General features: G+C 74.6%; 22 protein-coding genes. 6 read left to right on the forward strand and 16 right to left on the reverse strand.

The window, feature by feature from the left end; translation table 11 throughout:
- Positions 1 to 82: 82 nt before the first annotated feature.
- The 8 genes from ACP7CD_RS10725 to ACP7CD_RS10760 form a co-directional block, all read right to left on the reverse strand.
- Positions 83 to 1,510, reverse strand: a complete 1,428-nt coding sequence (locus ACP7CD_RS10725) for an FAD-dependent oxidoreductase (RefSeq protein ID WP_017833020.1) — start codon at positions 1,508 to 1,510, stop codon at positions 83 to 85.
- 99 nt (positions 1,511 to 1,609) lie between these two features.
- Positions 1,610 to 2,593, reverse strand: a complete 984-nt coding sequence (locus ACP7CD_RS10730; protein WP_035925516.1) for an ABC transporter permease — start codon at positions 2,591 to 2,593, stop codon at positions 1,610 to 1,612.
- Positions 2,583 to 3,356, reverse strand: coding sequence for an ABC transporter ATP-binding protein (locus tag ACP7CD_RS10735; protein WP_017833018.1), 774 nt, complete (start codon positions 3,354 to 3,356; stop codon positions 2,583 to 2,585). The genes ACP7CD_RS10730 and ACP7CD_RS10735 overlap by 11 nt, the downstream gene beginning before the upstream one ends.
- Positions 3,353 to 4,489 (reverse strand): ABC transporter substrate-binding protein, encoded by a 1,137-nt coding sequence (locus ACP7CD_RS10740; protein ID WP_017833017.1) that lies wholly within the window; start codon positions 4,487 to 4,489, stop codon positions 3,353 to 3,355. Before ACP7CD_RS10740 ends, ACP7CD_RS10735 begins: the two co-directional genes overlap by 4 nt.
- A 1-nt stretch (position 4,490) precedes the next feature.
- A complete protein-coding gene (locus ACP7CD_RS10745) occupies positions 4,491 to 5,882 on the reverse strand; it encodes a sulfate adenylyltransferase subunit 1 (protein WP_017833016.1) in 1,392 nt (463 codons plus the stop codon).
- Between the two features lie 2 nt (positions 5,883 to 5,884).
- Positions 5,885 to 6,817, reverse strand: coding sequence for a sulfate adenylyltransferase subunit CysD (gene cysD / locus ACP7CD_RS10750; protein WP_031282790.1), 933 nt, complete (start codon positions 6,815 to 6,817; stop codon positions 5,885 to 5,887).
- Between the two features lie 26 nt (positions 6,818 to 6,843).
- A complete protein-coding gene (locus ACP7CD_RS10755; RefSeq protein ID WP_017833014.1) occupies positions 6,844 to 7,611 on the reverse strand; it encodes a phosphoadenylyl-sulfate reductase in 768 nt (255 codons plus the stop codon).
- Positions 7,608 to 9,302, reverse strand: coding sequence for a nitrite/sulfite reductase (locus ACP7CD_RS10760; protein ID WP_017833013.1), 1,695 nt, complete (start codon positions 9,300 to 9,302; stop codon positions 7,608 to 7,610). The genes ACP7CD_RS10755 and ACP7CD_RS10760 overlap by 4 nt, the downstream gene beginning before the upstream one ends.
- Positions 9,303 to 9,590: 288 nt before the next feature.
- Here ACP7CD_RS10760 and ACP7CD_RS10765 point away from each other — a divergent pair, with 288 nt between their 5' ends.
- A complete protein-coding gene (locus tag ACP7CD_RS10765; protein ID WP_017833012.1) occupies positions 9,591 to 11,060 on the forward strand; it encodes an NCS2 family permease in 1,470 nt (489 codons plus the stop codon).
- A complete protein-coding gene (locus ACP7CD_RS10770; protein ID WP_426120167.1) occupies positions 11,057 to 11,446 on the forward strand; it encodes a YchJ family protein in 390 nt (129 codons plus the stop codon). Before ACP7CD_RS10765 ends, ACP7CD_RS10770 begins: the two co-directional genes overlap by 4 nt.
- A 10-nt stretch (positions 11,447 to 11,456) precedes the next feature.
- Here the strand turns inward: ACP7CD_RS10770 and ACP7CD_RS10775 are convergent, their stop codons facing one another.
- From ACP7CD_RS10775 to ACP7CD_RS10785, 3 genes are all read right to left on the reverse strand, one after another.
- Positions 11,457 to 11,822: a VOC family protein gene (locus ACP7CD_RS10775; protein ID WP_426120168.1), complete on the reverse strand. Its 366-nt coding sequence runs from the start codon at positions 11,820 to 11,822 to the stop codon at positions 11,457 to 11,459.
- A 9-nt stretch (positions 11,823 to 11,831) separates the two neighbouring features.
- The gene (locus ACP7CD_RS10780; protein WP_017833009.1) at positions 11,832 to 12,716 is read right to left on the reverse strand and encodes an SDR family NAD(P)-dependent oxidoreductase; all 885 of its coding nucleotides are present in this window, start codon (positions 12,714 to 12,716) and stop codon (positions 11,832 to 11,834) included.
- 111 nt (positions 12,717 to 12,827) lie between these two features.
- Positions 12,828 to 13,868 carry an AraC family transcriptional regulator gene (locus ACP7CD_RS10785; protein WP_426120169.1) on the reverse strand — a complete coding sequence of 347 codons (1,041 nt, stop codon included), beginning with the start codon at positions 13,866 to 13,868 and terminating at the stop codon, positions 12,828 to 12,830.
- Positions 13,869 to 13,922: 54 nt separating this feature from the next.
- Here ACP7CD_RS10785 and ACP7CD_RS10790 point away from each other — a divergent pair, with 54 nt between their 5' ends.
- The 4 genes from ACP7CD_RS10790 (at position 13,923) to ACP7CD_RS10805 (ending at position 19,989) form a co-directional block, all read left to right on the forward strand.
- Positions 13,923 to 15,470, forward strand: coding sequence for a flavin-containing monooxygenase (locus ACP7CD_RS10790; protein WP_426120170.1), 1,548 nt, complete (start codon positions 13,923 to 13,925; stop codon positions 15,468 to 15,470).
- Positions 15,467 to 16,402 carry an alpha/beta fold hydrolase gene (locus tag ACP7CD_RS10795; RefSeq protein WP_426120171.1) on the forward strand — a complete coding sequence of 312 codons (936 nt, stop codon included), beginning with the start codon at positions 15,467 to 15,469 and terminating at the stop codon, positions 16,400 to 16,402. The genes ACP7CD_RS10790 and ACP7CD_RS10795 overlap by 4 nt, the downstream gene beginning before the upstream one ends.
- 330 nt (positions 16,403 to 16,732) lie before the next feature.
- Positions 16,733 to 18,103, forward strand: coding sequence for a pectate lyase family protein (locus ACP7CD_RS10800; protein ID WP_426120173.1), 1,371 nt, complete (start codon positions 16,733 to 16,735; stop codon positions 18,101 to 18,103).
- A complete protein-coding gene (locus tag ACP7CD_RS10805; RefSeq protein ID WP_426120174.1) occupies positions 18,100 to 19,989 on the forward strand; it encodes a pectinesterase family protein in 1,890 nt (629 codons plus the stop codon). Before ACP7CD_RS10800 ends, ACP7CD_RS10805 begins: the two co-directional genes overlap by 4 nt.
- A gap of 72 nt (positions 19,990 to 20,061) precedes the next feature.
- On the opposite strand, the gene ACP7CD_RS10810 is transcribed toward ACP7CD_RS10805, so the two are convergent.
- The 5 genes from ACP7CD_RS10810 to ACP7CD_RS10830 all read right to left on the reverse strand — a co-directional run bounded on the left by ACP7CD_RS10810 (position 20,062) and on the right by ACP7CD_RS10830 (position 23,622).
- Entirely contained in the window at positions 20,062 to 20,937 is an 876-nt protein-coding gene (locus tag ACP7CD_RS10810; protein WP_426120175.1) for a helix-turn-helix domain-containing protein, read from the reverse strand.
- A 43-nt stretch (positions 20,938 to 20,980) separates the two neighbouring features.
- A complete protein-coding gene (locus ACP7CD_RS10815; protein ID WP_426120176.1) occupies positions 20,981 to 21,880 on the reverse strand; it encodes a macrolide 2'-phosphotransferase in 900 nt (299 codons plus the stop codon).
- Positions 21,870 to 22,769, reverse strand: a complete 900-nt coding sequence (locus ACP7CD_RS10820) for a spermidine synthase (RefSeq protein ID WP_017833003.1) — start codon at positions 22,767 to 22,769, stop codon at positions 21,870 to 21,872. The genes ACP7CD_RS10815 and ACP7CD_RS10820 overlap by 11 nt, the downstream gene beginning before the upstream one ends.
- Positions 22,766 to 23,116, reverse strand: a complete 351-nt coding sequence (locus ACP7CD_RS10825) for a GNAT family N-acetyltransferase (RefSeq protein ID WP_426120177.1) — start codon at positions 23,114 to 23,116, stop codon at positions 22,766 to 22,768. The genes ACP7CD_RS10820 and ACP7CD_RS10825 overlap by 4 nt, the downstream gene beginning before the upstream one ends.
- A 188-nt stretch (positions 23,117 to 23,304) precedes the next feature.
- Positions 23,305 to 23,622 (reverse strand): thiamine-binding protein, encoded by a 318-nt coding sequence (locus tag ACP7CD_RS10830; protein ID WP_017833001.1) that lies wholly within the window; start codon positions 23,620 to 23,622, stop codon positions 23,305 to 23,307.
- Between the last annotated feature and the right edge of the window lie 158 nt (positions 23,623 to 23,780).

Raw genomic sequence — 23,780 nt, forward strand, 5'->3', positions numbered from 1 at the left:
GGAGTCCGGCAACGCGAGGGGCCGCGTTCGGCAGGACGCGGCCCCTCGCGGCCCGGCACGGCGGTGCGTGCGGTGCTGCGGCTCAGACGGGCGAGGAGACCGGCTCCGCCACGCCCTCGCGGGAGACGCTGACCATCTCCTCGCGCTCGACCACCTTGACGCGCTCGCGCGGGTTGCCCTCGGCGTCGTGCGAGGACTGGCCGAGGCCCTGCTCGTACTCGTCGAGGGCCAGCCACCCCTCCCAGGTGGTGTACTCGACGCCGCGGGCCTCGAGCACGTCGTTGACGGACGCGGGGTCCGGGCGGGTGGCGCCCGGCAGCACGGCGCGGTCCTCCAGGAGGTGGGTGACCGTCTCGAGGGCGTCGGACTTGGTGGCGCCGATCAGCCCGACCGGACCGCGCTTGATCCACCCGGTCGCGTAGAGGCCGTGCAGCACGGTCCCGTCCTCGGCCAGCACGCGGCCCTCGGCGTTGGGGATCACGCCGCGGCCGTCGTCGAACGGCAGCTCGGGCAGGCGGGAGCCGAGGTAGCCCACCGCGTGGTAGACGGCCTGCACCGGGTAGTCGACGTACTCGCCGGTCCCGGACACGGAGCCGTCGCCGTTGAGGCGCGTCCGCTCCATGCGCAGCCCCGTGACCCGGCCGTCCTCCCCCAGCACCTCGCGGGGACTCTGCAGGAAGTGCAGGTGCAGCCGCCGGGAAGCGGTCTTCGGGGAGTCGTCGGCCCGCCACTTCTCGAGGGTCTTGACCATGACCTTGACCTGGTTGTTCTCGGCGATCGCCAGCTCGGAGCCCTCGTCGTACTGGAAGTCCTCGTCGTAGACGACGATGTCGACGTCCCGCGACTTGGCGAGCTCGCGCAGCTCGAGGGGGGTGAACTTCACCTGGGCGGGGCCGCGGCGGCCGAAGATGTGCACGTCCGTGACCGGGGACGCCTTGAGCCCCTGGTAGACGTTGCCGGGGATCTCGGTGAGGAGCATGTCGTCGGCGTGCTTGGACAGCACGCGGGCGACGTCGAGGGCCACGTTGCCGTTGCCGATGACCGCGATCTCGCGGGCCTCGAGCGGCCAGGTGCGCGGGAAGTCCGGGTGGCCGTCGTACCAGGCCACGAACTCGGCGGCCCCGTGCACGCCCCGGAGGTCGTTGCCGGGGATGTTCAGCGGGGCGTCGTAGACGGCTCCGGTGGCGAAGATCACGGCGTCGTAGTGGGCGCCGAAGTCGGCGAGGGTCAGGTCCCGGCCGAACTCCACGTTGCCGAAGAAGCGGATGTCGCCGCGCCCCAGGATGGCGCGCAGCGCGGTGATGATGCCCTTGATCCGGGGGTGGTCGGGGGCCACGCCGTAGCGGATGAGACCGAACGGGGTCGGGTAGCGGTCGAACAGGTCGATGCTGACCTCGAGCTCCCCGTTCTTCACGGGCTCGGACTTGGTGAGCATGTCCGCGGCGTAGATGCCGGCCGGACCGGCGCCGATGATGGCGACGCGCAGGGGGCGGGTGGTGGTGTCAGCCACGTGGCTTCCTTTCGATTGCGCGCACGGCGTCCGCCGCGCGCATCGTAGACCGGGTACAAGGGTAGTGAATCCGGCGCAGAATCTCCTGGGTGCGGAGGCTCACGAGCGGTGGCCGAGCAGCCCTCGCCCGCGCAGCAGGCGCCGTTCCACGGGGTTGAAGAACAGCAGCTCCACGAGGATGCCCACGACGAGGATGGACAGCACGGCGACCATCACCACCGCCATGTTGGAGACCGTCCGGCCCTGCTCCAGCAGGGAGCCGAGGCCGAACCCGATGGAGCCGCCGATCGCGATGAGCTCGGCGCCCATGAGCGAGCGCCAGGAGAAGGCCCACCCCTGCTTGAGCCCGGCGAGGTACCCGGGCAGGGCGGCGGGGAGCACGACCTTGCTGGCCATGGTCCACCCCCGGGCGCCGAGCACGTGCCCGGCGCGGCGCAGCTGCGGCGGGATCTGGTCCACGCCCGCGAGCATGCCGTTGATGATGGAGGGGATGGCGCCCATGAGCACCACGAAGTACACCGTGGCGTCGGACAGGCCGAACCAGATGATCGCGGCGGGCACCCAGGCGATCGAGGGCAGCACCTGGAGCCCGGAGATGATCGGGCCCACGGCGTTGCGCAGCCCTCGCCACTGGGCGATGAGCAGCCCCAGCGGCGTGGCAACCGCCGCCGCCACCAGGAAGCCGCTGATCCCCCGCCACAGGCTCGTTCCCAGGGCGCCCAGCACGGTGCCGTCGCCGACCAGCGCGCCGAACTGCCGCGCGACGTCCAGCGGGCCGGGCACGACGTCGGGGCGGGTGCCCAGGAGCGCGACGAGCAGCTGCCACAGCAGCAGGCCGGCCACCAGGGCGACCAGGGGCGGGGCGACCTTGGTGCGCAGCACTTCGCCCAGCGAGGTCTTCCGGGTGCGCTCGGTCTGCAGCGCGTCGAGCCCGGCGAGCTCCTCACCGGTCCCGGCCGGGTCGCCGGCCCGGTCCGGGGCGGGTCCGGGGACGGCCCGTTCCGCGCCGCGGCGGGGTGCCGGGGGCGCGGGCGCCACCGGCGGCGCGGCCGGGACGCCGGGCAGGGCGGTGTCATTTCGCATGGCGGCTGATCTCCTCGCGCAGACGTGCGGTGATGGTGCGGGTCAGCTCGCCGAGGGTGTCGTCGAGCGACTGCGCGCTGCCCTCGAAGCCGTAGGACTCGGGGTCCTTCCACGGGCGGGTGTCCCACTCCTGGACCACCTGACCGGGGCGGGAGGACATCAGCAGCACCCGCTGGCCCAGCCGCACGGCCTCGGCGACGTTGTGCGTGATGAACACGATCGTCCGGCCGGTGGTGCGCCAGACGCGCAGCAGCTCCTCGTGCAGCAGGTCCCGGGTGATGGCGTCGAGCGCGGAGAACGGCTCGTCCATGAGCAGGACCTCCCGGTCCTGGGCCAGGGCCCGGGCCAGGGCCACCCGCTGGCGCATCCCCCCGGAGAGCTCGTGCGGGCGCTTGTCCGCCGCGTGCGGCAGCCGGACCAGCTCGAGCAGCTCCCCGGCCTGGTCCCGCCGCCGGGCGGTGGGGACCCCGCGCAGCTCGAGGGCCAGCTCGACGTTGCGCCGCGCCGTGAGCCAGGGGAACAGCGCGGCGTCCTGGAACATCAGGGCCGCGCCCTCCGCGGGGACCGTCACGGAGCCCTCCGTCGGCTCCTCGAGACCCGCGACGATGTTCAGCAGGGTGGACTTCCCGCAGCCGGAGGCGCCGAGCAGCGCGACGAACTGCCCGCGCTCCACGTCGAGGTCCACGTCCTGCAGGACGGGGCCGTCCTCGGGGGCGAAGCTCTTGCCGAGGCCGCGGAGCCGGATCGCGGTGGTGGTGCTCATGCGCCCCCCTCCGAGCCGGCGCGGACCCGGTCCAGGACCGTGGTGTCCACGAGCCCCTCGAGCGGGGCCTCCTCCGTGGTCCCCGCCGCCACGCCGTCGGCGAGCAGCTGCGGGTAGGTGTCCGCGAGGGGGTCGGTGGTCCACTCGACGGCCTCGAGCGCACCCGCGACCGTCGCCTCGGGCAGCGTCTCGGTCTGCGCGCTCTCCAGGCCCTCGTTCAGGGTGGAGGCCAGCAGCTCGGGCTCCGCCTCGTGCTCGTGCAGCCAGTCCACGGACCGCTGCAGACCGCGCACGAGCTCCTCGACGGTCTCCGGGTGGCGTTCGAGGTAGTCCTTGCGCACCACCAGGACGGTCGTGGGATAGCGCCCGTCCGCCCAGAGGTCCCGCTCGTCCACGAGGACCCGGGCGCCGTCCTGGACGGCACGGGTGGCCCAGGGCTGGGGCAGCCAGGCGCCGTCCACGCGGCCCTGCCGGAGCATCGAGATGGTCTGGCCGTTGGCCATGGGCGTGATCGCCACGGCGCGGTCCCCCTCGCCGTCGGCGTCGTACTCCTGCTCGGCGAGCCAGGTGCGCAGGGCCACGTCCTGGGTGCCGCCGAACTCGGGGCTCGCCACGGTGCGCCCGGCCAGGTCCTCCGGGCCCGTGACGGCGGGGCGCACCACGAACTGCGCGCCGCCGGAGGCGGCGCCCGCGACCACGGCCAGCGAGCGGCCCTGGGAGCGGACGAAGGAGTTGATCGCCGGGTTGGGGCCCACGAACGCGGCGTCGATCGACCCGGCGTTCATGGCCTCCACCGCTGTGGGGCCGCTGTTGAAGACCTGCGCGGACAGCGCGGTGTCCCCCAGCTCCTGGGCGAAGTAGTCGTTCTCCAGTCCGACGAGGGCGGGGCCGTGCGTGAGGTTGCCGAAGTAGCCCAGCCGCAGCTCGGCGGCGTCCGAGGTCTCGACCGCGTCCGCCTCCCAGGCCGCGAGCGTCCCGTTGTCGCGCAGCGCGGTGGCGGCGACCGTCAGGGCGGCCAGTAGCGCCAGCGCGGTCAGCACCAGCGGCCATCCCCGGCGGCGGCGGCCCGAGGCGGCGCGCCCTCCGTCACCGGCGGTCACCGTGACGAGGGCGGGCGGCTGCTGCCCGCCCACCTCAGGCGTCCCGCACGAGCCCGGCGGCGAGCGTGTTGCCCGTGGCCGGGTCCACGACCAGGAAGGCGCCGGTGCGCCGCAGCCGGTCGTAGGGGTCGACGGGCAGCGGGGAGGCCAGCCGCAGCCGGACCCGCCCGATGTCGTTGAGCTCGAGAGTGGTGGCGTCCCGCAGCACCAGCTCCTCGAGGTCCAGCCGCCCCTCGAGCTCGACGACCATGGCCTGGACCGTGGCGGCGCCGTGCTTGACGAGCACGCGGGCGCGGGGCTGCAGGGGCCGCTCGCCGAGCCAGGCCACGGAGGCCACGAGGTCCCGGACGGGCTCCGGCAGCTCGTCGTCGGCGCTCGCGACGAGGTCGCCGCGGGCGATGTCGATGTCGTCGGCCAGCCGCAGCGTCACGGACAGCGGCGCCGCGGCCTCCGTGAGCTGCTCGCCGGGCAGGGGCGCTCCGGGGGCGGGTGCGGTGCCCGCCACGTCGATGCCGGTGACCGTGGTGCGCCGGCCCGCGGGCAGGACCACGACCTCGTCCCCGACCGCCACGGTGCCCGAGGCGATCTGGCCCGCGTAGCCGCGGTAGTCCCGCAGCCGCTCGGCGTCCGCGCCCGGGGCCGTGCCGCCCTGGGGGCGGATGACGTACTGGACGGGGAAGCGGAAGGGGCGGGCGGTGCCTCGGCCGGACTCGTCCACCGTGGGCAGCTCCTCGAGCACCCGCAGCAGCGGCCGCCCGGAGTACCAGGGGGTCCGTGCGGAGGGCTCCACCACGTTGTCGCCCTCGAGGGCGGAGACGGGCACCACGTGCACGTCCTCGACACCCAGCCGGGCGGCGATGCCCGTGGCGTCCGCCGCGACCCGGTCGAAGACCTCCTGATCGTAGTCGACGAGGTCGATCTTGTTCACGGCGACCACCACGTGCGGCACGCGCAGCAGGGACACGACGGCCAGGTGCCGCCGGGTCTGCTCGACCACGCCGTGCCGGGCGTCCACGAGGAGCACGACGGCGTCGGCCGTCGAGGCGCCCGTGACGGTGTTCTTCGTGTACTGCACGTGGCCGGGGCAGTCCGCGAGGATGAAGGAGCGGCGGTCCGTGGCGAAGTAGCGGTAGGCCACGTCGATCGTGATCCCCTGCTCCCGCTCGGCGCGCAGGCCGTCGGTGAGCAGGGCGAGGTCGAGCCGGCCCGTGCCGCCGCCGAAGCCGCGCTCGGCGGAGGTCCGGCCCACGGCCTCGAGCTGGTCGGCGAGGATCGCCTTGGCGTCGTGCAGCAGCCGGCCCACCAGGGTGGACTTGCCGTCGTCGACGGAGCCGGCGGTCGCGAAGCGGAACAGCGAGCCGGGATCGATCGTGGGGACGTGCTCGGCCGCGGGGGCGTGCCCGGTCACGGTGCTGGGGGAAGTCATGTCTAGAAGTACCCGTCCTTCTTGCGGTCCTCCATGGCGGCCTCGGAGATCCTGTCGTCCGCGCGGGTGGCCCCGCGCTCGGTGAGCGTGGACACGGCGACCTCGGCCACCACGTCGGCCACGGTGCGCGCCCCGGAGAGCACGGCGCCGGTGCAGGACATGTCCCCCACGGTGCGGTAGCGCACGGTCTGCCGCTCCACGGCCTCGGCCCCGGCCGGCGCCGAGAACTCGCCCACGGCCATCCACATCCCGTCCCGGCGGAAGACGTCCCGCTCGTGGGCGTAGTAGATGGGCGGCAGCTCGATGTTCTCGCGCTCGATGTAGCGCCAGATGTCCAGCTCGGTCCAGTTGCTGATCGGGAACGCCCGCACGTGCTGGCCGGGGGTGTGCCGGCCGTTGTAGAGGTTCCACAGCTCGGGGCGCTGGTTGCGCGGGTCCCACTGGCCGAACTCGTCGCGCAGGGACAGGATCCGCTCCTTCGCGCGGGCCTTGTCCTCGTCGCGGCGGCCGCCGCCGAACACGGCGTCGAACCGGTGCTCCGCGATGGCGTCCAGCAGCGGGAGGGTCTGCAGCGGGTTGCGGGTGCCGTCGGCGCGCTCGAGCAGCCGGCCGTCGTCGAGGTAGTCCTGCACGCTCGCCACGACCAGCCGCAGGCCGAGCCGCTCCACGGTGCGGTCCCGGAACTCCAGCACCTCCGGGAAGTTGTGGCCCGTGTCCACGTGCAGCACGGGGAAGGGGATCCGGCCGGGCCAGAAGGCCTTGGCGGCCAGGTGCAGCATGACCACCGAGTCCTTGCCGCCGGAGAACAGCATGGCCGGGCGGTCGAACTCCGCCACGACCTCGCGCAGGATGTGGATGGACTCGGCCTCGAGCGCGTCGAGGCTGCTGTGCACGCCGGCCTCCGCGGGGGCCGGGGCGGTGGTGGGGGTGGTCACGTTCGCCTCCGTCGTGGTGGGTGCGCTCACAGGTGGATACCGCACTCGATCTTGTCCTGGCCGGCCCAGCGGCCCGCGCGCGGGTCCTCGCCCGGGGCGGTGGGCCGCGTGCAGGGGGCGCAGCCGATGGAGAGGTAGCCCTCCGCCATCAGCGGGTTCGTCGGCACGCCGTGGTCCTGCGACCACTCGACGAGGTCGTCGAGGCTCCAGCGCACCATGGGGTTGACCTTGACGAGCTTGTGGGTCTCGTCGAAGGTCACCATCGGGGCGTTGGTGCGGGTCCAGGACTCGTCCCGGCGCACGCCGGTGAACCACACCTCGTAGCCCTCCAGGGACTTCTTGAGCGGGGCCACCTTGCGGATCGCGCAGCACAGGCCGGGGTCGCGGGCGAAGAGGTCCTTGCCGTGCTTCTCGTCCTGCTCGGCCACGGTCAGCTCCGGGAGGGCGTCGACCACGGTGATGTCGAGCATGTGCGCCACGGCGTCCCGGGTGCCGATGGTCTCCGGGAAGTGGTAGCCGGTCTCCAGGAACAGCACGTCCACGCCGGGCAGCTGCTCGGCGACCAGGGCCGGGAGCACGGCGTCGGCCATCGAGCAGGCCACGGTGACGCTGCGCAGGTCGAAGTTCTCCGCGACCCAGCGGATGGCCTCCTCCGTGGAGGCCTCCCCCTCGGCCGGGACCCGGCCCTCGGCGTCGAGCTCGGCGTGCAGCGCGGCGGCGCCGGCCGCCGCGAGGTCGCGCAGCTGCTGCTCGTCCCGCAGGGCGGGGCGGGTGCCCGTGTCCGTGCCGGTCATGCCAGTTCACTCTCCTCGACCCGGTGGGTCCACTCGGCGAAGCTCTCGTCCTCGGTGCGCTGGGCCAGGAAGCGCCGGACCAGCCGCTCCACGTAGTCGGCGAGGTCGTCCTGGAAGACCTTCAGCCCGCGCACGGTCCGGCCCAGGCCGGCCTCCGCACGGTCGTCCGCGGCGAGCCCGCCGCCCAGGTGGACCTGGTAGCCGGGCTTCTGCCCGCCGTCCTCGGTGGGCAGCAGCTGGCCCTTGAGCCCGATGTCCGCGGTCTGGATGCGGGCGCACGAGTTGGGGCAGCCGTTGACGTGCATCGAGATGGGGTGGGGCAGCTCCACGCCGTCGAGCCGCCGCTCGAGCTCGTCGATGGTGTCCGAGGCGGTCTGCTTGGTCTCGACGATCGCGAGCTTGCAGTACTCGATGCCGGTGCACGCCACGGTCGAGCGGCGGAACGCGGAGGGCCGCGCCTGCAGGTCCAGGGCGTCGAGGTCGGCGACGGCGTTCTCGACGTCGGCCTCCTCGATGTCGAGCAGCACGAGCTTCTGGTGCGGGGTGGTGCGCAGCCGGTCGGAGCCGTACTTCGCCATCACGTCGGCGAGGGCCAGCAGCTTCGCCCCGGAGACGCGGCCCACGCGCGGGGCCACGCCGATGTAGAACCGGCCGTCCTTCTGCCGGTGCACGCCGATGTGGTCGCCGGGGACGGCCGCCTTCTCCGGCGCGGGGCCGTCCGCGAGCGCGTAGCCGAGGTACTCGTCCTGGAGCACCTGCCGGAACTTCTCCGGGCCCCAGTCCTGGACCAGGAACTTCAGCCGGGCGCGGTTGCGCAGCCGCCGGTAGCCGTAGTCGCGGAAGATGCTCGTGACGCCCTTCCACACCTCTGGGGCCTGCTCCTCGGTCACGAACGCGCCGAGGCGCTTGCCGAGGAACGGCACCACGGACAGGGCGCCGCCGACCCACAGGTCGTAGCCGGGGCCGAGCTCGGGGTGGACCACGCCCACGAGGGCGCAGTCGTTGATCTCGTGCACCACGTCCAGGGACGGGTGGCCGGTGATCGCGGTCTTGTACTTGCGCGGCAGGTTGGAGAACTCCGGGGAGCCGATCCAGGTGGACTTGATCCGCTCGATCACCGGGGTGGGGTCGATGATCTCGTCCTCGGCGATCCCGGCGAGCGGGGAGCCCAGGATCACGCGCGGCACGTCCCCGCAGGCCTCGACGGTGTCCAGGCCCGCGTCCTCGAGCCGGCGCCAGATCTCGGGGACGTCCTCCACCCGGATCCAGTGGTACTGGATGTTCTGCCGGTCCGTGATGTCGGCCGAGTCCCGCGCGAAGTCCGCGGAGATCTGCCCGAGCACCCGCAGCTGCTCGCGGGTCAGGGCCCCGCCGTCGAGCCGGACGCGCATCATGAAGTACTCGTCCTCGATCTCGGCGTCGGACAGCGAGCCCGTCCGCCCGCCGTCGATGCCCGGCCGGCGCTGGGTGTAGAGGCCCCACCAGCGGAAGCGCCCGTGCAGGTCCTGGGGGTCGATCGAGGCGAAGCCGTGCTTCGAGTAGACCTCCTCGATCCGGGTGCGCACGTTGAGCCCGTCGTCGGCCTGCTTGAAGACCTCGTTGGGGTTCAGGGGGTCCCGGCCGTCGACCTTCCACTGCCCCTCGGCCTTCGGCTTCCGGGCAGCGCGGGGCGCGCGCGTCGTCTGTGTCATGCGCTCGATTGTTCGCGCGTCCCGCTGGACAGTCACGCCGGTCGTCACAAACCGCCACGAACCGTCGTGACGGGACACAGGGGTGGACACGGGGCCCGGCGTGTGCAAGGACACCGGGCCCGCGGCCCGGCGTCGTCCCGGCGGCGTCCCGTCCCGGCGGGGACGGGCCCCGGCGCGCCCGGACGCGGGGAGGTAGTGTCGTCCCGGTGGCACGCCGGTGCCGCCGTCAGCCCGGGAGCGTCCCCTGTGGAGTCGTGCTCCCTCCCGTCGAGTGCCTGAAGGACCGCCATGGCATCCTCCGCTTCCGTCTCCACCGAGACCCCCTCCGGTCCGCCGCGCAACGGCCTGGACCGCTTCTTCAAGATCAGCGAGCGCGGCTCCTCGGTGGCGAGCGAGGTCCGCGGCGGCGTGGCGACGTTCATCGCGATGAGCTACATCGTGGTCCTCAACCCGCTGATCCTCGGCTACGGCCCGGACGGCGCCGGCAACATCCTTGGCGGTGAGCGGGTCGCGGCCGTGACGGCGCTCGTCGCCGGGGTGCTGACCATCCTCATGGGCGTCGTGGCCCGCGCGCCCTTCGCGATCGCCACGGGCCTGGGCGTCAACGCGTTCCTCGCCGTGACGATCGTGACCACCCCGCAGCTCACGTGGCCCCAGGTGATGGGGCTGGTCGTGTGGGCGGGCCTGATCATGTTCGTCCTGGTGCTCACCGGCTTCCGCACCGCCGTGTTCAACGCCGTGCCGGCGTCCTTGAAGACCGCCATCGTGGTGGGGATCGGCCTGTTCATCGCCCTGATCGGCTTCGTGAACGCCGGCTTCGTGCGCCGCATCCCGGACGCCGCCGGCACCACCGTGCCCGTGCAGCTCGGCGACGGCGGGACGCTGCTGGGCTGGCCCATGCTCACGTTCGTGGTCGGCCTGCTCCTGACCGTGGCCCTCATCGTCCGCAACGTCCGCGGCGCGATCCTGATCGCCGTGGTCGCCACCACGATCCTCGCCCACGTGCTCGAGGCGGTCGTCCCGTCCGGCTCCTCCGTGGACGCCCCCACCGGGTGGTCGCTCGTCGTGCCCGCGGCCCCCACCTCCTTCGTGGCGCTGCCGGACCTCTCCCTCGTGGGCTCGGCCGCCCCGCTCGAGGCGTTCCGGAGCCTCGGGGCGCTCGCCGCGGCGCTGCTGATCTTCACGATCCTGCTCTCCATCTTCTTCGACGCGATGGGCACGATGGTCGGGCTCTCCCAGCAGGCCGGGCTCGTGGGCCGCAACGGGCAGATCCAGAACGTGGACAAGATCCTGCTGGTGGACGCCGCCGGCGCGATCGCCGGCGGCGCGGGCTCCGTGTCCTCCAACCAGATCTTCGTGGAGTCCTCCACCGGCATCGCCGACGGCGCCCGCACCGGCCTGGCCAACGTGGTCACCGGCGTGCTGTTCCTGCTCGCCATGTTCATCACCCCGCTGGTCAACGTGGTGCCGTTCGAGGCCGTGGCCCCGGCCATGGTCGTGGTGGGCTTCCTCATGGCCAAGCAGGTCGTGCGCATCGAGTGGGACGACTGGGGCCTGTCCGTGCCGTCCTTCCTGACGTTCGCCGTCATGCCGTTCACCTACTCGATCGCGGACGGCATCGGCGCGGGCTTCGTCTCCTACGTCTTCATCCGCCTCGTGCAGGGCCGCGGCAAGGAGGTCCACCCGCTCATGTACGTGGTGGCGGCGGCCTTCGTGGTGTTCTTCGGCAAGGGCGTGGTCGAGGGCTGGATGGCGTGATCGACGACGACGCCCGCTGCCCCTGCGGCACCGGGGAGACCTACGGCGCGTGCTGCGGGCGCTTCCACGGCGGCCGCCCGGCGCCCACGGCCGAGCTGCTGATGCGCTCGCGGTTCAGCGCCTTCGCCGCCGGGGACGATGCCTATCTGCTGGCCACGTGGCACCCGGGCACGCGCCCTGGGTCCGTGGACCTGGACCCCGCGCTGCGCTGGACCCGGCTCGACGTCCACGGGGTGACGGGCGGCGGCCCCTTCGACGACGAGGGGTGGGTGGACTTCACCGCGCACCGGCGCGGCCCACACGGGGCCCGGGGGGCCCAGCGGGAGAACTCCCGGTTCCGGCGCGAGGACGGCCGGTGGTACTACGTGGACGGCGTGCTCGCCTGAGCCCGCCGGCTCAGTCCTCCTCGAGGTCGGAGAGCACGCAGAACTCGTTGCCCTCCGGGTCGGCCAGCACCACCCAGGTCACCTCGGGCCCCTGGCCCACGTCCACGCGGCGGGCGCCGATGGACTCCAGGCGGGCGACCTCGGAGTCCCGGTCGCTGTCCACGGCGCGCAGGTCGAGGTGCAGCCGGTTCTTGACGGTCCGGGGCTCGGGGACGACCACGAAGTCGAGGTGCGGGCCGCTGCCCTCCGCGGGCACGATGCCCACGAACCCCTCGGCCTCCGCATGGACGACGTAGCCCAGGGCGGCGCACCAGAAGCGGGCGAGGGTCTCGGGATCGCGGCAGTCGACGACGACGGAGGACAGGGTGCTGGTCATGCGCTCAGCCTAGGCCCGGCGCCGCCGCCCGGGAAGACGCCGCAGGACCCGGGGCGCATGCTTCAGGACCCGGGGCGCGTGCCGCAGGACCGGCCAGTAGGAGCCCGGGAGGACTCGCGCCACGAGGTCCGGCAGCACGGCGCTGGGCGCCACGAGCAGCCGGTTCCGGCGCCGCTCCACCGCCCCCAGGATGTCGGCGGCCGCACGCTCCGCCGGATAGCTGAGCAGCGCCGCGAAGTCCTCCCGGTCCTTCCGCGCCCGCTCCTCCGACACCCCGGCCGGGGTGCGGGCGGTCTCGGCGATCCTGGTCCGGACCCCGCCCGGGTGCACCACGGTGACCCCCACCCGGCCCGCCAGCTCGTGGCGCAGGCCCTCGGAGAACCCGCGCAGGGCGTACTTGCTCGCGGAGTACGCCACCTGCCCGGGCGGGGCGATGAGGCCGAACAGGCTGGAGAGGTTGACCAGGTGGCTGCCGGGGGCGGCGAGCAGGGCGGGCAGCAGCTCGCGGGTGAGCACCACCGGCGCCCGGAAGTTGATGTCCATGAGCCAGTCGAACTCCTCGGCGGAGACCTGCTCGAAGGTCCCGCCCAGGCCCACCCCGGCGTTGTTGACCAGCAGGTCGATCCGCGGGTGCTCGGCCCGGATCCGCTCGGCCACGCCCGGCAGCGCGGACAGCTCGGCGAGGTCGGCCACGACCGTGCGCACCGGCAGGTCCGGGTGCCCCGCGCGGATCGCCCCGGCGACGGTCTCGAGTCCCGCGGCGTCCCGGTCGAGGAGCACCAGGTGGGTGCCGCGGGCGGCGAGGCCGTGGGCCAGCTGCTCGCCGATGCCGGAGGCGGCGCCGGTGAGCACCGCGGTGGCGCCGGCGAAGCGGAAGGGTGCGGACGGGGACACGGGCTGCTCCTGGGGTCGGGGTCGTGGATCGGGGCCTGCTGTCCAGTGTGCGGGCGGGCACCGGGCACCGCTTGACCCACCGCGACAGGAAGTTGACGCGCGGCGACACCCTCAGCCGGCGGGGACGCCCCGGCGGCGGACGTCCCGCGGCGGGGCGCTCCACCAGCGGCGGGCGCACCGGGTGAGCGCCGAGGACTCCGAGAGCCCCACGAGCCCGGCGATCTGGCCGAGGGGGACGTCGGTGGTGGTGAGCCAGCGCAGGGCCGCGCTGCGCCGGGTCCCGTCCAGGACGGCGCCGAAGGTGGTGCCCTCCTCGGCGAGCCGGCGCTGCAGGGTGCGGGGGTGCAGGTCCAGCACCCGGGCCACGGCCTCGATCTCCGGGGCCGCGGTGCCGAGCAGCTGCACCAGCACGCCCCGGACCCGGGGCGCCCACGCGGAGCCGGGCCCGGGGAGCTGGGTGTCGAGGAAGGCGAGCGCCACCTGCCGGACCCCGGCGTCCCCGTGCAGCGGGCGGGCGAGCGTGCTGGTGGGGATCCGCAGGAGGACGTCGGGGCGGCCGGTGCGCACGGGTGCCCCGAAGAACTCCTCGTAGACCCGCAGCGGCGCCGCCGGCCGGTGGGCCAGCTCGACCGTGCGCAGCCCGTAGCGGCCCCCCACCAGGGAGCTCAGGGCCCGGTGCAGCAGGCCCAGGCCCAGGTCGGTGCCCTGCGGGCTGCCGCGCCCGGGGTCCCGGGCGGTCGCGGCGGAGCCGCCGTAGCGCACCGCCGTCACCCCGCGGGCCCCGTAGGGGTCCGGCACCAGCGCCAGCTCGAGGGACGGGGCGTGGACGAAGAGGTAGCGGGAGGTGCACTCGAGGGCGTCGCGCACCGTCTCCGAGTGGCGGGCGGCGAGCGCGAGCGGGCCGAGCACCCCCGGGTCCTGCCGGGCGGCGACCCGCAGCCCCAGGTCGGGGCAGGCCAGCTCCTGGGCGGCGGTCTCCAGCACCCGCGCGACGGCCCGCTCGGGGACCAGGAGGTCGTCGGTGTCCAGGGCCGACCGGGGCAGCCCGGCGGCGTCGGCCAGGGCCTCGGCGTTCCCGCCGAGCTCCGCGACCGCGGCGCGGAAGCCGCGCAGACCCGCGGACCGGATGACCGTCATGTCGCCCAGGGTCAAGCAATCGTCGCGCAGCGTCAAGTCCTGGCGGGCGCGCCGGGCGATCCTGGAAGCATGCGAGCACCTTCCACCGCCAGCGAGCCGCCCCGTGAGATCCCCGGCGGCACCGACCACCGGGACGTCGTCGTCGTCGGAGCCGGCCTGTCCGGCATCGGCGCGGCCTACCGCCTGCAGACCGAGCGCCCCGAGCTGTCCTACGCCGTGCTGGAGGCCCGGGACGACCTCGGCGGGACCTGGGACCTGTTCCGCTACCCGGGCGTGCGCTCCGACTCGGACATGTTCACGCTCGGCTACTCCTTCAAGCCGTGGCGGGACCCGCAGGCGCTCGCGGACGGCCCGTCGATCCTCGCGTACATCCACGAGACGGCGGAGGAGTTCGGCATCGACCGGCACCTCCGCCTCCGCACCCGGGTGGTCTCGGCCGACTGGTCCGGCGCCGAGCAGCGCTGGAGCCTGGGCCTCGAGGTGCGGGACGAGGACGGTGCCGTCCACCGGCGCAGCATGACGTGCTCGTTCCTGTACTCGTGCGCCGGCTACTACGACTACGACCGCGGCCACGACGCCGCGCTGCCCGGCCTGGAGGACTTCGGCGGCCGGGTGGTGCACCCGCAGTTCTGGCCCGAGGACCTGGACTGGACGGGCCGGCGCGTGCTGGTGGTCGGCAGCGGCGCCACCGCCGTGACCCTCGTGCCGGCCATGGCGCGGACCGCCGCGGGCGTGACCATGCTGCAGCGCTCCCCCACGTGGATCAGCGCCGTGCCCGGCCGGGACCGGCGGGCCGACGCGCTGCGCCGGCTCCTGCCCGCGGGGCTCGCCCACCGGGTCATCCGCGCCAAGAACATCCTGTTCAGCACGGCCGTGTACCAGTTCTGCCGCCGCCGCCCGGCCGCGGCCCGGGCGTTCTTCACGTCCCGGGCCGCGCGCATCCTCGGCTCCGAGGAGCTCGTGGCCGAGCACTTCACGCCGTCCTACGACCCCTGGGACCAGCGGCTGTGCGCCGTTCCGGACGCGGACCTGTTCAAGGCGCTGAAGCGGGGGCGGGCCGAGGTGGTCACCGGCACGATCGACACGTTCGTGCCCGAGGGGGTCCGGCTGAGCGGGGGCCGGGTCCTCGAGGCCGACCTCGTGGTCACCGCCACGGGCCTGCGGCTGCTCCCCTTCGGCGGGATCGTCCTGACCGTGGACGGGACGCCGGTGGAGCTCGCCGAGCAGTTCGTGTGGAACGGGGCGATGCTGACCGGCGTGCCGAACTTCGCGCTGTGCATCGGCTACACCAACGCGTCCTGGACCCTGCGCGCGGACCTCACCCACCGGCTGGTGTGCAGGGTGCTGCGGCACCTGGAGCGCCACGACGCCGGGGCCGTGGTGCCGCGCGCGCCCCGGGGCATGGCCGAGCAGCCGCTGCTGGACCTCAGCTCCGGCTACGTCCGGCGCGCGATCGGCGCCTTCCCGCGCCAGGGCGACCGGCACCCGTGGCGGGTGCGGCAGAACTACCTGCTGGACTCCGCGACCACCCTGCGCACCCCGCTGTCCCGCACCCTCGACCTGATCCCCCGCACCGCGGCCCGCCGCGGCGCCCGCCCGCAGGAGACCCACGCATGACCGACCGACACGCGCCCGTCCCCGCCGCGGACTCCCCCGCCGGCACCCCGGAGGCCACGACGACGACGGTGGAGGTCGCCGGCCGGCCCGTGCGCATCCGCCGCTCCGGGCCCGCGCAGGCGCCGCCGGTCGTGCTGCTGCACGGCATCGGCCGGAGCCTCGAGGACTGGTCGGCCGCCCACGACCTGCTGGCGCGGGACCACTGCGTGCTGAGCACGGACCTCCCCGGCTTCGGGCTCACCCCCGCCGGCGCGGACCGGCCGGGGCTCGGGACGTTCGCCCGCGCCGTGGTCGGCGTGCTCGACGCGCTCGGCGAGCAGCGGCCGGTGCACCTCATGGGCAACTCCCTGGGCGGCGCCGTGGCCATGACCGTGGCCGCCGAGCACCCAGGGCGGGTCGCGGGGCTGCTGCTCGCCAACAGCGCCGGGTTCGGCCGGGAGGCCAACGTCTCCCCCCTGCCCATGGTGTGGGCGGGGCTGTCCCGGCTGCCCGTGGTGGGCCGCCGGTTCCGGCCGATGGCGCGGGCCGCCGCGGTGCGGTCGAACCAGAACTGCTTCTTCGACCCGGCCCTGGCCACCCCGGAGCTGCTGCGGCACGCGGCGCGGGTGGGCGCCCAGCCGGACTTCCGGGCCACGTTCCTGGGCACCTACCGGAGCATCGGGCTGCCGGTGATCGGCGTCCTGCCCGGCTGGCGGAGGGCGCTGCTGGAGAAGGTGCGGGCCTCGGGCCTGCCCGTGCTCGTGGTGTGGGGCGAGGCCGACGCCGTGCTGCCGGCCCACCACGCCGAGGCCGCGGCCGCCGCCCTGCCCGGCGCCCGGCTGCACGTCTTCCCGGACACCGGGCACATGCCGCAGATCGAGCGCACCCAGGAGCTGGTGGAGCTGGCCCGGGAGTTCGTGGCGTCGGTCGAGGCCTCGCGCGCCTCCCGCTGATCCCCGAGCCCACCGGAACGCCGCCGCGGGGTCGCCTCCGCGCCCAGCACACGCGGCGGGTCGCGTTCCGACGTTCAGTACACGCGGCGGGTCGCGTTCCGACGTTCAGCGCGGCATGTTCTCGCCGATGGCGACCCCTCGGCCACAAGGGAGCGACGATGGGAGCCACGAGGGGCGTGACGAGGCGTGGGCAGCACCGCCCGAACGCCTGTGCACCTTCTCTGGGAAAGCGCTTTCTGATACCGTCCTGCTCAACGCCCTCCCGTGACCCCTGTCACACAACTACAGCACCTCCCCCGAGGGCGTCCCCCCGATGACGGAAGAGGAACCATGCGGAAACGCACTGCGCACCTGTCCATTCCCACCGCCGTGGCCGTGACGGCCGCCCTCCTCGCGGCGACTCCTGCGTCGGCCGCCCCCAGCCCCCTCGCCGCCCCCGAGGCCCAGACCTCCCGCACCGCGCTCGAGCGCCAGGTCCTGCCGGAGGACGACGGGTGGGCCTCCCTGGGCCCCGGCACGACCGGCGGCTCGGCCGCGGAGGCCGCCGACGTCTACGACGTCACGAACCGGACCGAGTTGCTGGCGGCGTTCGACGCCGCGGGCGAGCGCCCGAAGATCGTCCGCGTCCACGGCCGGATCGACGCCAACACCGCGCCGGACGGCTCTCCGCTGAGCTGCGACGACTACGCGGCGGGCACCGGCTACTCCCTGGAGCAGTACCTGGAGGCCTACGACCCAGCCACGTGGGGCCGTGACCGGGACCCGGCCGGGGCGCAGGAGGAGGCCCGCCGGGCCGCGGCCACGAACCAGGCACGGACGATCCGCTGGGACATCCCGAGCAACACCACGATCGTCGGCGCCGGCGCGGACAGCGAGATCCGTGGCGCGGCCCTGCGGATCAACGGGGCCGACAACGTGATCCTGCGCAACCTCACGTTCTCCGACTCCTCCGACTGCTTCCCCGCCTGGGACCCGGGCGACGGGAGCACCGGGGCCTGGAACAGCGAGTACGACCTGCTCCAGGTGATCAACGGCGCCACCCACGTCTGGATCGACCACTCCGAGTTCACCGACGCCCCGAACCTCGACAGCGAGCAGCCCTCCTACTTCGGCACCCCCTATCAGGTGCACGACGGCGCGGTCGACGTGACCAACGGATCCGACCTGGTCACCGTGTCCTACAACCGGTTCACCGAGCACGACAAGCTGATGCTCATCGGCTCCACCGACTCCACGAACCGGGGCGACCCGGGCAGGCTGCGGGTGACCGTCCACCACAACGTCTTCGAGGACGTCGGGCAGCGGGCGCCCCGGGTGCGCTACGGCCAGGTGGACGTCTACAACAACCACTACGTGGTGCCGGAGGACGGCTCCGTGCCATACGTGTACTCGCTGGGCGCGGGGATCGAGTCGCACCTCTACGCGGAGGTCAACGCCTTCACGCTCCCCGCCGGCACGGACGCCGCGGAGATCATCGGCCGGTACAAGGGCACGACCATCGCCACCGTGGACAACACCGTGAACGGCAAGAAGGTCGATGTGCGGGCCGCGTACAACGCCGCCGTCCCGGAGGCCGAGCGGCTGACCCACGACACCTCCTGGACGCCCGTGCTGCGCACGAAGGTCCACGCGCCCCAGGCCGTGCCGGCACTGCTCGCCCGCACCGCGGGCCCCGTCCTGAGCACCGGCGGCGACCGGTGAGGGCCCCCGGGGCGCCGAGCCGCCGCACCGTCCTGACCGCGCTCGCCCTGGCGGCCGGCTCCGCCGCGCTGACGGGCGCCACGGCCTCCCCCGCCCTCGCCACGACAGGGGCCACCGGCAACAGCGGCGGGACGCGGCGCACCCGGCCGGCGCTGGTCGTCGTCGGGGACTCGACGTCGTCCGCGTACCAGCACTCCGAGCGCCCGCGCGCCGGGTGGGGCCAGGCCCTGCCCCTGCTGCTGGGCCCCCAGGCCGGCGTGCTCGACCTCGCCTGGTCCGGGGCCTCGTCCAAGAGCTACGCGGACGCCGGGCTGCTGGACCGGGCACTGTCCCTGCTGCAGCCGGGCGACCACCTGCTGATCTCCTTCGGCCACAACGACGAGAAGGTCGAGGACCCGGCCCGCGGCACCCTGCCGGGCTCCACCTTCGAGGAGTACCTGCGCCGCTACCTCGACGGCGCCGCCGCGCGTGGGGCGCAGCCCGTGCTGGTCACCCCCGTGGAGCGCCGCCGCTTCGACGCCTTCGGGGCCGCGCGGGACACCCACGGCGCCTATCCGCAGGCGGTGCGCGAGCTCGCCGCGGCCACCGGCACGCCCCTCGTGGACCTGACCACCTCGTCCAAGGACCTGTGGCAGCGCCTCGGCCCGGACGGGACCACGTCCCACTTCCTGCACCTGGCCCCGGGGCAGCACCCGCAGTACCCGCAGGGCTCCGAGGACAACACCCACTTCCAGGCACTCGGCGCGCTGGCCGTGGCCCGGCTGGTCGCGCGCGAGCTGCGGTCGAAGCGGATCGTGCCGCCGGGCTGGTTCCCGGATCCCGACGCCGTGACGGACCCCCTGGCCCGGATGTTCTGGCCGAGCGAGCGCCCCGTGGACACCCCCGCGGTGCTCGACGTCGGCCCCGGCAGGCCGTTCCGGACCGTGCAGTCCGCCGTGGACGCGGCGGAGCCGGGCGGCGCCCGCCGGACGGTGATCCGGATCCAGCCCGGGGAGTACCGGGAGGTCCTGCTCGTGCCGTCGGGCAAGCCCCGGATCTCGTTCGTGGGGATGGGCGAGCGCCCCGAGGACGTGGTGCTGGTGCACGACAACGCCTCCGGCACCGTCAAGCCCGACGGCAGCGGACCGTTCGGCACGTTCGGCAGCGCGTCCGCCCGGGTCGACGGGGCGGACTTCGTGGCGCGCAACCTCACGTTCGCCAACGACTTCGACGAGGCCGCGCACCCCGAGATGAAGAACCGCCAGGCCGTGGCCCTGCACCTGACGGGCGACCGGGCGGTCCTGTCCGGGGTGCGCTTCCTCGGCAACCAGGACACCCTGCTGGTCAACTCGCCGGCGAGCGGTGTGGCCTCGAGGTCCTGGTTCGACCGGTGCTGGGTCGAGGGCGACGTCGACTTCGTCTTCGGCCGCGGCACGGCCGTCTTCGGGGACTGCGAGATCCGGTCCCTCGACCGCGGCTCCGCCGGCAACAACGGCTACGTCACGGCCGGCAGCCAGGACCTCGGCATCGCGCACGGCTACCTCTTCGACCGGTGCCGCTTCACGTCCGGGGCAGCCGCGGGCACGGTGCACCTGGGCCGGCCGTGGCACCCGAGCGGGGATCCGCGGGCCGTCGCGCAGGTCCTGGTCCGCGACTCGTGGCTCGGCGCCCACGTCGCGGCGAGCCCGTGGACGGACATGAGCGGCTTCTCGTGGCGCGAGGCGCGCTTCGCGGAGCACCGCAACCGGGGCCCGGGGGCGCAGGTCACCCCGGACCGCCCGCAGCTGCCGGCCGCGGAGGAGGCCCGGTTCACGGTCCGCACCTACCTCGAGGGCGACGACGGGTGGGCGCCGCAGCTGGCGGGCACGGCGGCCGACAGCACGGCGCTGCTCGCGCTGCAGGACTGACCCAGGATGCGCGCGGCACCGGTGCGAGCGGCTCGCACCGGTGCCGCGCCGGGCGCGTGCCGCAGCCGCGGATCAGCGCTCGGGGACGGCGGCGTGCCGGTCGGCCGCCCAGGATCCGAGCAGCCGGAGCCGCTCGGCCGAGGGCGAGCCCGGTTCGGCGGTGTAGATCATGAGGACCTGCCCGGGCTCGGCGGTGACGGCCAGCTCCTCGTAGGCCAGCGTCAGCTCCCCCACCACCGGGTGGCGGAAGCGCTTGGTGCCGGTGCCGTGGGTGCGCACGTCGTGGGCGCCCCACAGGGTGCGGAAGGTCTCGCTGCGGGTGGACAGCTCCCCGACCAGGTCCTGCATCGCCCGGTCGTGCGGGTCGCGGCCGGCCTCGGCGCGCATGATCGCCACGCACATGCTCGCGAACACCTCCCAGTCCGGGTAGAACTCCCGGGAGGCCGGATCCAGGAACTGGAACCGGGCCAGGTTGGGGGTGCGTCCGCCGTCCCCGAGCAGCGGGGCGTAGAAGGCGCGCCCCAGGGCGTTGGTGGCCAGCAGGTCCTGGTGCTGGTTCCGCACGAACGCCACCCCGCCGGTGATCGCCTCCAGCGCCCACTGCAGCCCCGGCCGGGAGCTCGCCTGCCTCGACGCCCGGCGGCGCGGGCGCCGTGCGGCGGACACGCCGTCGGCCGCCCGCGCCAGGTCGAGCAGGTGCGCTCGCTCGGTCTCGTCCAGGCGCAGGGCGGCGGCGACCGCCTCCAGGACCGAGGCCGAGGCCCCGGTGACCGCCCCACGCTCGAGCTTGGCGTAGTACTCCACGCTCACCCCGGCCAGGGCCGCCACCTCGGAGCGGCGCAGCCCCGGCACCCGGCGGTTGCCCCCGGCCGGCAGACCGGCCTGGGCCGGGGTGAGCTTGGCCCGGCGCGAGACGAGGAAGTCGCGGACCTCGGTGCGGTTGTCCATCCCGCCAGGATAGGGCGCGGCCGGACGGTGGAGCGTGGGGACCTCAGGGGCGCAGCTGTGCGGCGGCGGCCTCGCGGTGGCCCGGTTCCCCGGACGCCAGGGCGAAGAGAGCGTAGTTGAGGGGTCCTGCGGCCACGAGGGCCTCGCAGCGGTCGGCGAGTCGGCGTTCGTGGCGGCCGGTGAGCTCCTCGTAGGCGCGGACGGTCGCCGCGAAGGACTCGGGCGGGGCGATGAGTTGCTGGTACATGAGGTCCAGGGCCGGGTCGCCGACGCCGGCCGTCGTCCAGTCCAGGACGGACAGGATGCGGCTGCTGTCGTCGAGCAGCAGGTGGGCGGGATAGAGCTCGCCGTGCGTGAGGACGGTGCGGCGCGGCCACAGCCCGTCGTCGTCGAGCCAGGCCCGCCACCGGGCCGCGAGCTCCGCGGCGACGTCGAACTCCCCGAGCACCCGCTCGAGGTCGGCCGCCCACCGCCGGCGCACCTGCTCGGGGGTCTCGGCGGAGACCCCCGCCGCCGCGGCGGCGGCGGGGTCGAGGCGGTGGAGGGACGCGACGACCTCCGCCAGGGACCGGGCATGCTCCGGGGAGGCGGTGTCGTAGTGCCAGACCGGCTGCCCCGCGGCGTCGAGGGTGAGACCGGGCCGGCCGGGCAGCAGCGGATAGGCGACGAGCTCCGGCCCCGCGATCCGCCAGTCCGGCACGGCGACCGGGAGCCGCGGGCGCACGAAGTCCAGGATCCGCAGCTCGTCGGCCATCTTCGCCGCGACGTCGGGGCGGCGCGGGATCCGCAGCACCCACTGCTCGCCGGTCCCGGAGGCGGCGGCGAACGCCACCCGGTAGTCCAGACCCGCCTCCTCGAACCGGACGGTCCCCGGTTCCAGGTCCAGGCCGTGCCGCCGGGCGAGGCCGCGCACGTCCTGCTCGGTCGCGGGCTCAGGCGCCATCGCGCGCCCCCTCGGCGACCGGGTCGTGGCGCGGCGGGGTGCCGCCCACGAAGGAGCGCACCCACGCCTCGTCCTTGTACTGGGCGGGCACCGCGCCGCCGAGCAGCTCCCGGCCGAGCGCGGCCGCCCCGGGCGAGCCCTCCAGCGGCAGCGGGGCGGAGGAGGCGGCCAGCACGATGTTGCCGTAGCGGCGGCCCTTGAGCATCGCCGGGTCCGCCACGGCGGCGACGTGCTCGAACACCTCGGACAGCGCGGCGAGCTCGGCGCGCGCCCCGGCGAGGTCCCGGGTGTCGCCGCAGTTGAGCACGTACAGCCCGCCGGGGGCCAGGACGCGCCGCACGTGCCGGGCGAACTCCACCGTGGTGAGCGGCTCGGGGGTCACGGCCCCGGCGAAGACGTCGCGGACCACGACGTCCCGGGTGGCCGGGCTCAGCGACTCCGTGACGGCGCGGGCCTCCCCCACCCGGATCCGCAGCAGGGGGGCGCGCGGGAGGTCGAACCACTCCCGGACCAGCTCGGCGAGCCGCCCGTCGAGCTCGACGACGACCTGCCGCGCGGCCGGGTGCGCGTGGGCGAGGTAGCGGGCGAGCGAGCAGGCGCCGCCGCCGAGGTGCAGCACCCGCAGCCGCTCCGGGTCCGGGTGGGCGGCGAGGTGGGCGTCCACGACCGCGGCGATCCAGCGCATGTACTCGAAGTCCAGCCGCTCGGGGTGCTCCGGGTCCACGTGGGAGGAGGGGACGCCGTTGACGTGCAGCACCCAGGAGCCGGGGGCGTAGGCGTCCGGGACGAGCTCGGCGGTGCCGGTCGAGATCTCGTAGCTCCCGGCCGCGGGGCCGGTGGGCCCGGCGGGCGCCGGCGCCGTGCGCGAGCGGCGGGACGCCCGGCTCACGCGGTCCCCGTCCGCAGCATGCGGTGCATGCGCTGCCCGGTCCAGGGCCCGCCGGCGGGGAAGGACTCGGCCAGGGCCCGGAAGCCGTGCCTGGCGTAGAAGCGCTCCGCGCGGGCGTTGCCGTCCATGATCCACAGGTACGCGTCCGCGGAGCCGATCGCGGCCTCCTGCAGGGCGGCGCCGAGGCCCGTGCCGTGGGCGGCCCGCAGCACGTAGAGCTGGAACAGCTGCAGCGGGACGAGCGGGGCGGGCACCCCGGCCCGCCCCTCCCACGCGGCGGGGGCCGGGCCGGCGGAGACCAGCCCGAGGGCGGCCCCGTCGTCGTCGACCGCGAGGATGGTGCGCACGTGCGGGTCCGCGAGGAGGGCGAGGTCGTAGCCGGCGGTGCGCTCGGCCGCGGCCTGCTGCCGGTCGGCGAAGGCGTCCCCGAAGAGCGGACGGTAGGTCTCGTCGAGGCAGCGCAGGTGCAGGGCGGACCAGACCCCGGCGTCGGACGGTCCTGCGGTCCGCAGGCGGACCGCCGCGGGGGCAGCGCTCAGGACTCTATGGCCTGCCGCTGGATCGCGGCCTCGAGGCGCTCGACCTTGCCCTGCAGCTCACCGGTGTGGCCGGGGCGGATGTCGGCCTTGAGCACGAGCGAGACCCGGGGCCCGTAGCGGCCCACGGCCTCGGTGGCGCGCTTGACGACGTCCATGACCTCGTCCCACTCGCCCTCGATCGTGGTGAACATGGCGTCGGTCTCGTGCGGCAGTCCGGACTCGCGGACCACGCGGACGGCGGCGGCGACGGCGTCGTGGACGGAACCGCTCGGGTTCTCGCCGCCGGACGGGGAGACGGAGAAGGCAACCAGCATGCCCCCATCCTCCCACCCGGCGGCGTCCGGGTGAACCCCGGGGACGACGCCGGCCCCGCCGCCCCGCGAACGGCGGGGCGGCGGGGCCGGCGGATCAGTCCGCCGGGTCGGCCCGGCGGAGCACAGGACCGAGAACAGGGCGGGGGGCTGCGCCAGCA

Source organism: Kocuria sp. LHG3120, assembly GCF_049897445.1.
GTDB classification, from domain to species: domain Bacteria; phylum Actinomycetota; class Actinomycetes; order Actinomycetales; family Micrococcaceae; genus Kocuria; species Kocuria rosea.

What these genes read in the sequence shown, in the direction of transcription:
- ACP7CD_RS10755 (WP_017833014.1), bottom strand. Translation starts at nt 7,611, where the DNA reads ATGACCGGCACGGACACGGGCACCCGCCCCGCCCTGCGGGACGAGCAG.
- ACP7CD_RS10800 (WP_426120173.1), top strand. Translation starts at nt 16,733, where the DNA reads ATGCGGAAACGCACTGCGCACCTGTCCATTCCCACCGCCGTGGCCGTG.
- ACP7CD_RS10745 (WP_017833016.1), bottom strand. Translation starts at nt 5,882, where the DNA reads ATGACTTCCCCCAGCACCGTGACCGGGCACGCCCCCGCGGCCGAGCAC.
- ACP7CD_RS10795 (WP_426120171.1), top strand. Translation starts at nt 15,467, where the DNA reads ATGACCGACCGACACGCGCCCGTCCCCGCCGCGGACTCCCCCGCCGGC.
- ACP7CD_RS10815 (WP_426120176.1), bottom strand. Translation starts at nt 21,880, where the DNA reads ATGGCGCCTGAGCCCGCGACCGAGCAGGACGTGCGCGGCCTCGCCCGG.
- ACP7CD_RS10730 (WP_035925516.1), bottom strand. Translation starts at nt 2,593, where the DNA reads ATGCGAAATGACACCGCCCTGCCCGGCGTCCCGGCCGCGCCGCCGGTG.
- ACP7CD_RS10735 (WP_017833018.1), bottom strand. Translation starts at nt 3,356, where the DNA reads ATGAGCACCACCACCGCGATCCGGCTCCGCGGCCTCGGCAAGAGCTTC.
- ACP7CD_RS10775 (WP_426120168.1), bottom strand. Translation starts at nt 11,822, where the DNA reads ATGACCAGCACCCTGTCCTCCGTCGTCGTCGACTGCCGCGATCCCGAG.
- ACP7CD_RS10810 (WP_426120175.1), bottom strand. Translation starts at nt 20,937, where the DNA reads ATGGACAACCGCACCGAGGTCCGCGACTTCCTCGTCTCGCGCCGGGCC.
- ACP7CD_RS10760 (WP_017833013.1), bottom strand. Translation starts at nt 9,302, where the DNA reads ATGACACAGACGACGCGCGCGCCCCGCGCTGCCCGGAAGCCGAAGGCC.
- ACP7CD_RS10765 (WP_017833012.1), top strand. Translation starts at nt 9,591, where the DNA reads ATGGCATCCTCCGCTTCCGTCTCCACCGAGACCCCCTCCGGTCCGCCG.
- ACP7CD_RS10830 (WP_017833001.1), bottom strand. Translation starts at nt 23,622, where the DNA reads ATGCTGGTTGCCTTCTCCGTCTCCCCGTCCGGCGGCGAGAACCCGAGC.
- ACP7CD_RS10790 (WP_426120170.1), top strand. Translation starts at nt 13,923, where the DNA reads ATGCGAGCACCTTCCACCGCCAGCGAGCCGCCCCGTGAGATCCCCGGC.